The 12449-nt window shown below is 72.5% G+C and carries 10 protein-coding genes, 1 pseudogene and 1 riboswitch; of the genes and pseudogenes, 7 read left to right on the forward strand and 4 right to left on the reverse strand.

Annotated features, from left to right (window positions below):
- Nucleotides 1-207, reverse strand: a pseudogene (locus tag UO65_RS29960) (dolichyl-phosphate-mannose--protein mannosyltransferase); the annotation flags it as partial.
- A 221-nt stretch (nucleotides 208-428) separates the two neighbouring features.
- Here UO65_RS29960 and UO65_RS29965 point away from each other — a divergent pair.
- Nucleotides 429-1280: a helix-turn-helix domain-containing protein gene (locus tag UO65_RS29965; protein ID WP_035289343.1), complete on the forward strand. Its 852-nt coding sequence runs from the start codon at nucleotides 429-431 to the stop codon at nucleotides 1278-1280.
- Between the two features lie 9 nt (nucleotides 1281-1289).
- On the forward strand, nucleotides 1290-2273 hold the full coding sequence (locus UO65_RS29970) for a DUF4185 domain-containing protein (protein ID WP_035289345.1): 984 nt from the start codon (nucleotides 1290-1292) through the stop codon (nucleotides 2271-2273).
- Nucleotides 2274-2308: 35 nt separating this feature from the next.
- Here UO65_RS29970 and UO65_RS29975 read toward each other — a convergent pair whose 3' ends face one another.
- The 3 genes from UO65_RS29975 to UO65_RS29985 form a co-directional block, all read right to left on the reverse strand.
- Nucleotides 2309-3076 carry an ABC transporter permease gene (locus UO65_RS29975; RefSeq protein WP_035289347.1) on the reverse strand — a complete coding sequence of 256 codons (768 nt, stop codon included), beginning with the start codon at nucleotides 3074-3076 and terminating at the stop codon, nucleotides 2309-2311.
- Nucleotides 3066-4034 (reverse strand): ATP-binding cassette domain-containing protein, encoded by a 969-nt coding sequence (locus tag UO65_RS29980; RefSeq protein WP_035289349.1) that lies wholly within the window; start codon nucleotides 4032-4034, stop codon nucleotides 3066-3068. The genes UO65_RS29975 and UO65_RS29980 overlap by 11 nt, the downstream gene beginning before the upstream one ends.
- A 731-nt stretch (nucleotides 4035-4765) precedes the next feature.
- On the reverse strand, nucleotides 4766-5341 hold the full coding sequence (locus UO65_RS29985; protein WP_052022000.1) for a PadR family transcriptional regulator: 576 nt from the start codon (nucleotides 5339-5341) through the stop codon (nucleotides 4766-4768).
- A gap of 81 nt (nucleotides 5342-5422) precedes the next feature.
- Here UO65_RS29985 and metG point away from each other — a divergent pair, with 81 nt between their 5' ends.
- From metG to UO65_RS30015, 5 genes are all read left to right on the forward strand, one after another.
- Nucleotides 5423-7216 carry a methionine--tRNA ligase gene (gene metG / locus UO65_RS29990; protein WP_035289352.1) on the forward strand — a complete coding sequence of 598 codons (1794 nt, stop codon included), beginning with the start codon at nucleotides 5423-5425 and terminating at the stop codon, nucleotides 7214-7216.
- Nucleotides 7213-8073, forward strand: a complete 861-nt coding sequence (locus tag UO65_RS29995; protein WP_035289355.1) for a TatD family hydrolase — start codon at nucleotides 7213-7215, stop codon at nucleotides 8071-8073. Before metG ends, UO65_RS29995 begins: the two co-directional genes overlap by 4 nt.
- Nucleotides 8074-8373: 300 nt before the next feature.
- Nucleotides 8374-9915 carry a resuscitation-promoting factor gene (locus UO65_RS30005; RefSeq protein ID WP_052022001.1) on the forward strand — a complete coding sequence of 514 codons (1542 nt, stop codon included), beginning with the start codon at nucleotides 8374-8376 and terminating at the stop codon, nucleotides 9913-9915.
- Between the two features lie 115 nt (nucleotides 9916-10030).
- Nucleotides 10031-10873, forward strand: a complete 843-nt coding sequence (gene rsmA / locus UO65_RS30010; RefSeq protein ID WP_035289368.1) for a 16S rRNA (adenine(1518)-N(6)/adenine(1519)-N(6))-dimethyltransferase RsmA — start codon at nucleotides 10031-10033, stop codon at nucleotides 10871-10873.
- A gap of 120 nt (nucleotides 10874-10993) precedes the next feature.
- Nucleotides 10994-11083: riboswitch (SAM riboswitch) on the forward strand.
- A 206-nt stretch (nucleotides 11084-11289) separates the two neighbouring features.
- Nucleotides 11290-12306: a methionine ABC transporter ATP-binding protein gene (locus UO65_RS30015; protein WP_035289360.1), complete on the forward strand. Its 1017-nt coding sequence runs from the start codon at nucleotides 11290-11292 to the stop codon at nucleotides 12304-12306.
- Nucleotides 12307-12449 lie beyond the last annotated feature (143 nt).

Raw genomic sequence — 12449 nt, forward strand, 5'->3', positions numbered from 1 at the left:
CAGCATCTGCCACGCCTGCGGGGTGTAGTGCTTCTCGTCGAAGACCGGGGTGCCGTTGTCGGTGGGCGAGCCCAGGTTCTGGAACCGCACGATCGCGCCGATGAGGCCGATGACGGCGGTCACCAGCCAGCCGCGCAGCCGGTCGGTCGGCATCGGCCTGCCCAGGACGCGCTCGCGCAGCACAGCGGCCGGGCTCGGCCCGCTCACCTGCTCGGGCGGTGGGGTCCGGTCTGCCTCGTCCTCGACTGCGGGCGCGCTCACGCCGTGGATCGTAAGGCGCCCGGTGTGCGGTCCGCGTCGGGATGGTCGACGCGGGGCCCCGGACCGCCCGGAATCGGGCAAATCAACTGATCGTGTAGTTGTTTGCCCAGCTCAGAGGCGGTAGCAAAGTGGAGGCGGTAGCGGATTCACTGGAGACGGGGTGCGGGGTGCCTCCTGGACGGCCCACGATTCGGTCCCGGCAGGTCGCCGGTGAGCTGCGCAGGCTGCGCAAGCAGGCCGGGATGACCACCGGGGAGGTCGGTGCGCGGCTCGGCCTGTCGCAGGCCAAGGTGAGCCGGGTGGAGACCGGCAGCTCCGGGCTGCGCCTCCCCGACGTCGAGGCGATGCTCGGGCTCTACCGGGTGCCCGCGCCCCGGCGGGTGGAGATCCTGGACCTGGTGCGGCAGGCCGCCGAGCCCGGCTGGGTCCAGGTGCACGGCCGCGGCCTGCCCGAGCAGTGGCAGACGCTGGTCGACTGGGAGTCGAAGGCCTCGCGCCTGCGCAACCACCAGCCGCTGATCATCCCCGGGCTGCTGCAGACCCCGGACTTCGCCCGCGCAGTCGTGCGCGGGACCGCCCCGGCGCCGCTCTCGGCCGCCGAGCTGGACGGCAAGGTCGCCGCCCGGCTGGCCCGGCAGGCGATCCTGAGCCGCGAGTCGCCGCCGGTGCTGCACGTGGTGCTGGGGGAGTGGGCGCTGCGGGTGCCGGTCGGCGGCCCGCACGTGCACCACGGGCAGTTGCGGCACCTGCTGGAGATGTCGCGGCGCCCCCGCGTGGTGCTGCAGGTCGTGCCGTCGGACACCGAGGCGCACCCCGGGCTGGAGGGGTCGTTCGTGCTGATGGACTTCCCCGCCGACCCGGCCATGGCCTACACCGAGCACCGGGCGCGCAGCGTGTTCCTCGACGAGCCGGAGGACGTGGAGGTGTTCCGGCTGGCCTGGCAGCGCATCCTGGCGCACGCCTGGTCGCCGGAGCGCTCGACCGCGTTCCTGGCCGAACTGGCGGGGCTGCCCACGTAGAGTCCACCCGTGCGCGTCGTCGGAACCGAACTGGTCAGCAAGGTCACCGGGCACGAGTCGGTCAACGGGACCGCCTTCGGTGTCCACGCCACCGACCTCGGCGTGATGTGGTCCTCCGGCGAGCGCACCTTCGTCGTCTTCGGCGACACCTACGGCGACGGCTGGTGCGGCGACGGCGCGGGCCCGTCGACCGGCGCGGACTGGCGCTGCAACTTCCTCGCCGTCGCCGAACCCCAGGACCTCTCGGCGGGCCTGCGCTTCACCTCGGTCGTGGCCCGCGACGACGGCGCCGCCCGGCAGGTCCTGGAGCGCGACCCCGGCTCGGAGGAGGAGACCGTCATCCCGTGCGCGGGGATCGAGGTCGACGGGGTGCACTACCTGCACTACATGTCGGTGCGGAACTGGGGCGTGCGCGGCAAGTGGTTCACCAACTACGCGGGCATCGCCTTCTCGGTGGACGACGGGCACACCTGGGAGAAGCCGGGCCGGTCGCGGTGGGTGAACCGGGCGGAGAAGGACCACCCGTTCCAGATGGGCGCCTTCGCCCGCGACGACTCCTGGCTGTACCTGCTGGGCACCCCGAACGGCCGGTGGGGTTCGGCTTCCCTGGCCCGGGTGGGGTTCTCGGACATCCTGGAGCCCGCGGCGTACTCGTACTGGACGGGCTCGTCGTGGGTCGAACGCGACCCCTTCCGCGCGGTGCCGGTGCTGTCGGGGCCGGTGGCCGAACTGTCGGTCGTCCACAACACCCACTTCAACCGCTGGCTCGCCCTGCACCTCGACGAAACGCTGTCGGCGATCGTCCTGCGCACCGCGGAGACGTTGACCGGCCCGTGGACCCTGCCGCAGGTCGTCGTCGCCGGGGACCGGTACCCGGGGCTGTACGGCGGTTTCCTGCACCCGGACTCGGCCGACGGGCCGGTGCTGTACCACGCGATGTCGCAGTGGAGCCCGTACAACGTCTACCTGATGCGCACGGAACTGGCGGACTAGGCCCGGGAGGCGGTGCTACCGCCTCCCGGGGGTGCTCAGGCGTTCTCGCGGGCGAAGGTCCGGCCGCCCCAGATCAACGCCAGCACGGTCATGGCGAACAGCACCAGCGACCCGGTCAGCAACCCGTCCACGGTGAAGTCGCCCCGGAAGGACGCCCGCTCCGCGTCCACCACGTGGGTGAACGGGTTCCAGCGGGAGATCGCGTAGAGCCAGTCCGGCGCCAGGCCCCGGGTGATCGGCACGACGATCCCGGAGAGCAGCAGCACCGGCATCAGCACGGTGTTGAGGATCGCCGGGAACGCCTCCTCGTTCTTCAGCCGCAGCGCCAACGCGTACGAGCACGACGACAGGGTCAGCGACACCATCGCCACGATCACCAGCGTCAGCAGGACCGCGCCGACCGACGCCCGCAGGTCGAACAGCAGGTAGGCCATGGCGATGATCAGCAGGGACTGCACGACCGTCTGGAGCGCGTCGCGCAGGACCTTGCCCAGCAGCAGCGCGAAGCGGCTGACCGGGGTGACCCGCAACCGCTCCACCACGCCCAGGCGCAGTTCGGCCAAGAGGGCGAAACCGACGTAGGAGCCGCTGAACAGCGCCACCTGCACGATCAGCGCCGGGGTGAGGATCTGCCAGGCGGTGCCCGCCGGGAAACCGGGGGTGGTGGCGGTGATGCTCTCCAGCAGCGGGCCGAAGAAGAACAGGTAGAGCACCGGTTGCACCAGGCCGATGGCGATCCAGGCCGGGTTCCGCAGGGACAGGGTGAGGCCGCGCTCGAAGACGAGCCAGGTGTCACGCGGCAACGGGGGTCTCCTCGGCGTCGCGCAGGGAACGGCCGGTCAGGGTGAGGAAGACGTCGTCCAGGGTGGGCCGCTGGACCTGCAACGACGTGGTGGCGATGCCCGCGGCGTCCAGGGCGCGCAGGAGTTCCGGCAGGGCCCGGTCGCCCCGGGGGACGCGGAAGCACACCGGGCCGTCCGGGGCGGCGACGTCGGTGGCCGCCGGAATCCGGGCGGCGATCGCCATGGTCGTCGCGACGTCGTCGGCGGCCACGCCGACCTCGACCAGGTCGCCGGACACCTCGGCCTTGAGGGTGGCCGGGTTGCCCTCCGCGACGATCGCGCCGTTGTCGATCACCAGGAGCCGGTCGCAGAGCGAGTCGGCCTCGTCGAGGTAGTGCGTGGTGAGGAAGACCGTGGTGCCGTGCACGGCGTGCAGGGTGCGGATGTGTTCCCAGAGGTTCGCGCGGCTCTGCGGGTCCAGGGCCGCGGTCGGCTCGTCCAGGAAGAGCAGTTCCGGGCCGTGGACCAGGCCCATGGCGATGTCGAGCCTGCGCCGCTGCCCGCCGGACAGCGACTTCACCGGCCGCCGCTCCAGCCCGGCCAGGTCGAGGCGTTCGGCCAGCAGTGCTCCCCGCGACCTGGCCTCGGCCCGGCTCAGGCCGTGCAGCCTGCCCTGCAGCTCGACCTCTTCGCCGACCCTGGCCTCCGGCATCCCGCCGCCGCTCTGGGCGACGTAGCCGATCCGGCGCCGCACCCCGGTGGGGTCGGACGCCAGGTCGACGCCCGCCACGGTGGCCGACCCCGCGGTGGGCCGCAGCAGCGTGGTCAACATGCGCAGCGTCGTCGTCTTGCCCGCCCCGTTGGGCCCGAGGAACCCGACCAGCTCCCCGGCCCGCACGTCGAGGTCGACCCCTCGCACGGCCTCGACGGTCCCGCCGCGCGTCCGGAACGTCCGCGCCAGTCCGCGTGCTTCGATCACGCCGCACCTCCTTCTAGTCAAGTTTGACTACCGTTGGCGGAGATGATGCACCGCGAGTGGGGGCTAGTCAAGTTTGACTAGCTCCGGCGGGTGAGTGGGTGGTGAGAGTGCGGAATGGTGCGCAGGCAGGGCAGGGATGGGTGTGAGCGGGCCAAGGTGGGCGTGGGTGCGCGCAGGTGGGGCGGAGATGGCGCGCGGGTGGGGCGAAGGTGGGGCGCAGGTGGTGCGGGCGGGGGGTTGGCGGCGCGCGGGTGGTGAGCGGGGGCTGGCGGCGCGCGGGTGGCGCGTGCGCGGCGCGTGGGCGGGGCGCAGGTGGTGCGGCGGGGGGGGTGGCGGCGCACGGGTGGTGAGCGGGGGCTGGCGGCGCGCGGGTGGCGCATGCGCGGCGCGTGGGCGGGGCGCAGGTGGTGCGGCGGGGGGGTGGCGGCGCACGGGTGGCGAGCGGGGTTGGCGGCGCGCGGGTGGCGCGTGGGCGGGGCGCGAGTGGCGCGCTGGCGAGGCGCAGGTGGGGTGCGGGTGGGGTGAGGGCGCAGGCGGGAGTTGGGGTGCGGGTGCGGATGGCTGGGGTGGAGGCGGGGATTGCGGTGCCTGCGTGCTCGTCCGGGTGTCTGCGGTCGGGTGCCCGCGGTGGGGGTGGGGCGCTGCGCGGGTGGCTTGACGAGTGGGTGGGCGCGGGTGGGTGGAGGGCCGCTGACCGGTCCCGGGTGGATCAGTCCTGGATCAGTCCTGGATCAGTCCCGGGTGGGGTGGAGGCTTGCGGGCGGTTGGGGCAGTTGGAGGCCGCCCGCGTTGAGGCGATCGAGGAGGCTCGCGGCCCACTCCTGGTCGGCGCGCGCCTGGCCCACCCACAGGTTGGCCTGCTCCAGCACGTGCTCGGGGGTCTGGCCCGGGTCGGCCCGCCACTCGCGCAGCCGGGTCAGGGTCTCGTCGAGCGCCTTGATGCGGGTGGCCAGCAGTGCGCGCACCTCGTCGCGGTCGAGGACCGGGAGCATGGCGATCGCGGCGTTGAGCATCCACGGGTCGCCCGGGGTGGACAGGCCCTCGCGGACGAGCCGGTGCAGCTCGGCGCGGCCCTCGGGGGTGATCCGGTAGGCGACCCGGTCCGGGCCGCCGTCACCCGGTTCGGTGGAGTCCTGCTCCAGCAGCCCGTCGGCGGCGGCCTTGCGGATCGCGTGGTAGATCGAGCCCGGCTTGATCCGGGCCCAGGTGTCCGCGCTCCAGCTCACCAGCTCCGTGCGGACCTGGTAGCCGTGCGCCCGACCGGCCCAGTGCATGACGCCGAGGACCAGCATCCGCGTGGCCGACATGCGCACTCCCTCCGACGTTGTCAACCCTAGGACCGAAACCGGTGGACGCCCACCCACCGGCCCCCTCTACGCTCATCGACCATGAGTGCCCCCGTGTTGACCGCGGTGGCCTGGCCATACGCCAACGGCCCCCGCCACATCGGTCATGTCTCCGGCTTCGGTGTCCCGTCGGACGTCTTCTCCCGCTACATGCGCATGTCCGGGCACCAGGTGCTCATGGTCAGCGGCACCGACGAGCACGGCACGCCGATCTCGGTGCAGGCCGACAAGGAGGGGCTGAGCACCCGCGAGCTGGCCGACAAGTACAACCGGGTGATCGCCGAGGACCTCCAGGGCCTGGGCCTGTCCTACGACCTGTTCACCCGCACGACCACCGGCAACCACTACCGGGTGGTGCAGGACCTGTTCTCCGCGCTGTGGAAGAACGGCTACGTCACGCCCAAGACCCAGATGGGCGCGATCAGCCCGTCCACCGGCCGCACGCTGCCCGACCGCTACATCGAGGGCACCTGCCCCATCTGCGGCTACGACGGCGCCCGCGGCGACCAGTGCGACAACTGCGGCAACCAGCTCGACCCGGCCGACCTCAAGAACCCCCGGTCGCGGATCAACGGTGAGACGCCGAAGTTCGTCGAGACCGAGCACCTGTTCCTGGACCTGCCCGCGTTCGCCGAGACGCTCGGGTCGTGGCTGTCCACCCGCACCGAGTGGCGGCCGAACGTGCTCAAGTTCAGCCAGAACCTGCTCGGCGACATGCGCCCGCGCGCCATCACCCGCGACCTGGACTGGGGTGTCCCGGTGCCGCTCGACGGGTGGCGCGACGCCCCGATGAAGCGGTTCTACGTCTGGTTCGACGCGGTGATCGGCTACCTGTCCGCCTCGGTGGAGTGGGCGCGGCGCAGCGGCGACCCGGACGCCTGGAAGCAGTTCTGGACCGACCCGTCGGCCCAGGGCTACTACTTCATGGGCAAGGACAACATCGTCTTCCACTCGCTGATCTGGCCGTCGCTGCTGCTCGGGCAGAACGGTGCGGGCGACCGCGGCGGGGAGCCGGGCCGGTTCGGCACGCTGAACCTGCCCACCGAGGTGGTCTCCAGCGAGTACCTGACGATGAGCGGGTCGAAGTTCTCCACCTCGCGCGGCACGGTCATCTACGTCCGGGACTTCCTCAAGGAGTTCGGCCCGGACACGCTGCGGTACTTCATCTCGGTGGCCGGGCCGGAGAACCAGGACACCGACTTCACCTGGGACGAGTTCGTCCGGCGCAGCAACTTCGAGTTGGCCAACGAGTGGGGCAACCTGGTCAACCGGTCGGTGTCGATGGCGCACAAGAACGTCGGCGCCATCCCCCGCCCGACCGCGCCCACCGCGGCCGACGAGCAGCTCAAGGCGCAGGTCAGGGCCGCCTTCGACACGGTGGGCGCGAACCTGCGCCGGTCGCGGTTCAAGGCGGCGGCCACCGAGGCGATGCGGGTGGTCGGCGCGGCGAACAAGTACCTGTCCGACGAGGAGCCCTGGAAGCGCAAGGACGACCCGGAGCGCCGCGACACCATCCTGCACACCGCGTTGCAGGTGGTGTCCGACGCGAACACGCTGCTGACCCCGTTCCTGCCGCACTCGGCGCAGAAGGTGCACGAGGCGCTCGGCGGGACCGGGGTGTGGGCGGCGCAGCCGGAGATCCGCGAGGTCGACGACCTCGACGTGCCCGACCGCGGGTACCCGGTGCTGACCGGGGACTACGCGGGCGAGGCCGCGAAGTGGGAGTCGGTCGACATCGAGGTGGGCCGCCCGCTGGCCAAGCCGTCGCCGCTGTTCGCCAAGCTCGACGCCGAGCTGGGTGAGAACGGCCCCGAGTGGGCGCCGATCGTCACGTGAGCCCGCGCAGGTCCGAGCGACCACCGGTGCCGGAGCGCCTGCCGGTGCCGGTGGTCGACGCGCACACCCACCTCGACGCCTGTGGGGCGGAGAACGCCACCGACGTGGCCGTGCTCCTCGACCGCGCGGAATCCGCGGGCGTCGACCGGGTGATCACCGTCGCCGACGACCTGGCGTCGGCGCACTGGGCGGCCGACGCCTCGGAGTGGGACGACCGGGTGTTCGCCGCCGTCGCCGTGCACCCCACCCGCACCAAGGACTTCTCCGACGCCGACAAGGCCGCCCTGGAGGCCCTGGCCGTGCGCCCGAGGGTGGTGGCGATCGGCGAGACCGGCCTCGACTACTACTGGGACCACTCCCCGCCAGAGGCGCAGCACGAGGCGTTCCGCTGGCACATCGACTTGGCCAAGCGGGTCGGCAAGCCGTTGATGATCCACGACCGGGAGGCGCACGCGGACATCCTGCGCGTCCTCGGCGAGGAGGGCGCCCCGGAAACCGTGGTGTTCCACTGCTTCTCCGGTGACCTCGACTTCGCCAGGGCGTGCGTGGCGCAGGGGTTCGTGCTGTCGTTCGCGGGACCGGTGACGTTCAAGAACTCCGGCGCGCTGCGCGAGGCGGCGGCCTGGGTGCCGGTGGAGCAGTTGCTCGTGGAGACCGACGCGCCCTTCCTCACCCCGCACCCGTACCGGGGCTGGAAGAACGAGCCGTACGGCGCGGCCTACACGATCAGGGGACTCGCGGAGCTGCGCGGCGTCGATGTGGCGGACCTCGCAGGCGCGGTGTCGGCCACCGCCGAGCGCACGTTCCGGTTGCCGAGCGCAACATCCGACCTTTCACCGCGTGCGGTGCTGCGTTGAACGGACGAGACAATTGCTCCGAAGGTGTTGTGACAGGACTCATAACCTTGCCGGATGTGTTTGCGCAACCACCCGGGGCTCGTTACTGTCCCGTGATCGTACCCACCCGGGGCTGAACGTCCCGGTGAAAACCCGGAGCTTCGCCAGTACACGTCGGGGTGGCTGGCTGCGGGATGTCGAGACGAATGAATGCGCGGAGACGCGCTCGGACGGCGAGAGGGAGCAGGCCATCGAGTTCTCGGTTGACCTGACCCCATCGCCTGCGGAGCACGGCTCCCGCCTTCTGGAGGAAACGACCCTGTGAGCGGCAAACAGACCGACGGCCCCGGCCGTCCTGAGCACGACGGCTTCGTCGACACCGACTGGTTCACCCCGGTGCGCGCGACCGCCACGACGCTCGACGACCACGAGGCCGACTTCTCGGCCTGGAAGTCGGAGTTCCCCGAGTACGACCTGGACACCGGGTACTCGTCCTCGCTGGACATCACCGACCAGGACGTCCGCTACGCCCTCGGCCCGCAGGCCGACGAGATCATGGCGACCGCCGGGGTCGACGTCGACGAGCTGATCCGGCTCATCAACGCCGAGACCACCGTCCTGCCGTCGCTGGCGATGCTCCCGGACGAGGCGTCGGAAGACGACACGGTCGACGCCCCGCAGCGGCTCAAGGTCCGCCGCGACGGCGAGGCCCCCGGCCTCCTCGCCGCGGTCACCCGCTGGAAGTCCACGTTCCTCAAGGCCACGATCGCGGCCGTGCTGGTCACCCTGACCGGTGGCGGCGCGGCGGCCATCGCGATGAACAACACCGTCACCGTCGACATCGACGGCGAGGCCCACCAGGTCAACACCTACGCCGACACCGTCGGCGAGGTGCTGGAGGAAGAGGGCATCACGGTCGGGTCGCACGACTCGGTCAGCCCGTCCCCGTCGGCCGCCATCGCCGACGACGGCAAGATCGTGCTCCAGCGCGGCCGCCAGCTCACCATGACGGTCGACGGCGAGCAGCGCCAGGCGTGGGTGCGCGCCGACACCCTCGGCGAGGCCCTCAAGCAGGCCAACGCCCCGGTGCAGGGTTCCTGGGTCTCCGCGGGCTCCGACGCCCAGGTGCCGCTCGAGGGCATGGCCGTCGAGATCAAGACCGCCAAGGCGATCACCCTGTTCGACGGCGGCAACGCCCCCGCCCCGGTGCAGACCACCGCGGTGACCGTGGGCGAGCTGCTCGCCGAGCGCGGCGTGGCCCTCGGCCCGCAGGACGCGATCCTGCCCGGCGCCGACGTCAAGCTCACCCCCGGTGCCGAGGTGCGGATCAGCCGCACCGGCGTCACCGTGATCAACCAGGCCGAGCCGATCGCGGCCCCGGTGCAGAAGGTCGAGGACCCGGAGGCCGAGAAGGGCTCCGAGGTCGTCGTCGAGCCCGGCGCCCCCGGTGAGCGCATCGCCACCTACCGGGTGACGGAGAAGAACGGCAAGGTCGTCGCGCGCGAGGAGATCGGCTCCAAGGAGACGAAGCCCGCGCAGCCCAAGGTCGTCAAGGTCGGCACCAAGAAGCCCCCGCAGCCGGTGCAGGCCGCGCAGCCGGTCGTCTCCGGCGGTGGCGTGTGGGACTCGCTGGCCAAGTGCGAGGCGGGCGGCAACTGGGCCATCAACACCGGCAACGGCTACTACGGCGGCCTCCAGTTCAACAAGGGCACCTGGGACGCCTACGGCGGCAGCGCGTACGCCGCGTACCCGCACCAGGCCACCCGCGAGCAGCAGATCGCCGTCGCCACCAAGCTCCGCGACAGCCGCGGCGGCTACGGCGCCTGGCCGCACTGCTCCAGCAAGCTGGGCCTGCCCAAGTAGGCACGATCCTCGCAGCGCCCGCCGACGGCCACCACCGGTTTTCCGGGGGTGGCCGTCGGCGCGTCCCGGCCCGGACCCGGTCGGCGGGTCGGGGTTGCGTAGGCTCTCGCGGGTGATGGTGGGTGGATCTGCCCTGCTGGGGCCCGCGGACGTGCGCAGGCTCGCCGGTGAGCTGGACGTGCGGCCCACCAAGAAGCTGGGGCAGAACTTCGTCCACGACCCCAACACCGTGCGGCGGATCGTCGGGGTGGCCGACCTGGCACCGGACGACGTCGTGCTGGAGGTCGGCCCCGGGCTCGGCTCGCTGACCCTGGCGCTGCTGCCCGCGTGCGCGCGGGTCGTCGCGGTGGAGATCGACCCGGTCCTGGCCGGGCGGCTGCCCACCACCGCCCGGGAGCACGCCCCCGAGCTGGCGGACCGGTTGACCGTCGTGCTCGGCGACGCGATGCGGGTGCGGGCGGAGCAGTTGGGCGAGCCCACCGCGCTGGTCGCCAACCTGCCCTACAACGTTGCCGTCCCGGTGGTGCTGCACCTGTTGGCGGAACTGCCCTCGCTGCGCACGGTGCTGGTCATGGTGCAGGCCGAGGTGGCCGACCGGATGGCGGCCGGGCCGGGGTCGCGGGTCTACGGGGTGCCCAGCGCCAAGGTGGCCTGGTACGCCTCGGCCAAGCGGGTCGCCACCGTGCCCAGGACGGTGTTCTGGCCGGTCCCCAACGTCGACTCCGCGCTGGTGCTGATGACCCGCCGCCCGGCCCCCGACGCGGACCGGGCCGCGGTGTTCGGCGTGGTCGACGCCGCGTTCGCCCAGCGGCGCAAGACGCTGCGCGCGGCGCTGGCCGGGTGGGCCGGGTCGGCCGCCCGCGCGGAGCAGGTCCTGGTCGCCGCCGGGGTGGACCCGGGGGCGCGCGGGGAGCAGTTGGACATCGACGCGTTCGTGCGCATCGCCGCCGCCCGCTGAGCGCTGACCACACCGGGTACCCGCTGCGGCCGGAGATCATTACTCCGCTGGTGTGATCTCGCGCGGTGTTGTCGTGCGGCGCTTGCTTTTGAGCATCCCCATCGGGTGTACTTTGTGAGCATTCCATCCCGAGCGGCTGAGAGACCTGGCTCGTTGACGCCGCAGCAACCACCCACCGAGGGCAGGTGCTACCGCCAGGAACGATGGAGGAACCACGATGCGAATCCTCACCACCCGGCGGGTCATCGACCAATGCCGACGAGGCGTGACCGCATGTCGTCGTACGCGCGTATCTGGCTGAGCTCTCCCCAGTAGAACGTCGTCTTCGTACCACCCCAGCCCGTCCTGCCCCGGAACGTCCACTGTGGACGAGAGCCGGTCCGGAGGGCTGCCGTCGCGCCGCGTTGGAGCAAATCGTGATCACCGTTGAGAACCTGACCAAGTCCTTCCCCGGCGACGGCGGCCCCGTGCACGCCCTGCAGGACGTCACGCTGGACGTCCCCGCGGGTTCCATCACCGGCGTGGTGGGCCCCGCCGGGTCCGGCAAGTCCACCCTCGCCCGCCTCGTCGCCCTCCAGGACCGCCCCGACTCCGGCGTCATCCGGTTCGACGGGTTCAACACCTCCGGCCTCGACCCGCGCAGGCTCCGCGCGGCCCGCCGCCGCATCGGCGTGGTGCAGCGCGGCGGCCTGCTGGAGCAGCGCACCGCCGCGGGCAACATCGCCCTCCCCCTGGAGCAGGCGGGCGTCGACGGCCCCCAGCGCCGGGAGAAGGTGGGCAGGCTCCTCGACCTGATCGGCCTCACCGACAAGGCCGCCCACTACCCGGAGGCCCTGACCCCCGGCCAGCAGGCCCGCGTCGCGGTCGCCAGGGCCCTGGTCGGCGACCCCGGCCTCCTGCTGGCCGACGACCCCACCCGCGACCTCGACGCCGACGGCGCCGCGGGCGTCCTCACCGTCCTGGACCGCGCCCGCGCCGAACTGGGCGCCACGGTCCTCGTCGCCACCGACGACGCGGGCGTCGTCCGCCGCATCGCCGACGACGTCGCCCTCCTCGACGGCGGCCGGATCACCGAGGCGGGCCACCTGCTCTCGCTGGTCCAGGACCCGCGCAGCGCCGTCGCCCAGTCCCTCCTCCCGGAGATCGACGCCCCGAAGGCCGCCAAGGCCCGCCACGACCGCCTGGCCGAGGTCGTCCTCGTCGGCTTCGCCGCCGTGGGCGCCCTCCTCCCGGAGGCCACCTCCCGCTTCGGCACCACCATCTCGGTCGTCGGCGGCGGCCTGACCCGCATCGGCGAAACCCCGGTCGCCCGCTTCCTCCTCGGCCTCTCCGGCACCCAGGCCGACACCGCCCTGACCTGGATCGCCGAACGCGGCGGCCAGGTCCAGCAGCGCCGCACCGGCCCCCAGGGCCTGGTCGCCGCCTGCGCCTGACCCCCACGACGACCACCGCGCCCGCCCCACCGGCACCCCCGGCAGGGCGGGCGCGGTGCTTCCCACCCCAGCCCAACGCACCCGCTGATCCGCCCACCAGCCCCGCCGAACCCCACCGGCGCAGCAACCGACCACCCCACCAA

The sequence above is a fragment of the Actinokineospora spheciospongiae genome (assembly GCF_000564855.1).
Lineage (GTDB): Bacteria > Actinomycetota > Actinomycetes > Mycobacteriales > Pseudonocardiaceae > Actinokineospora > Actinokineospora spheciospongiae.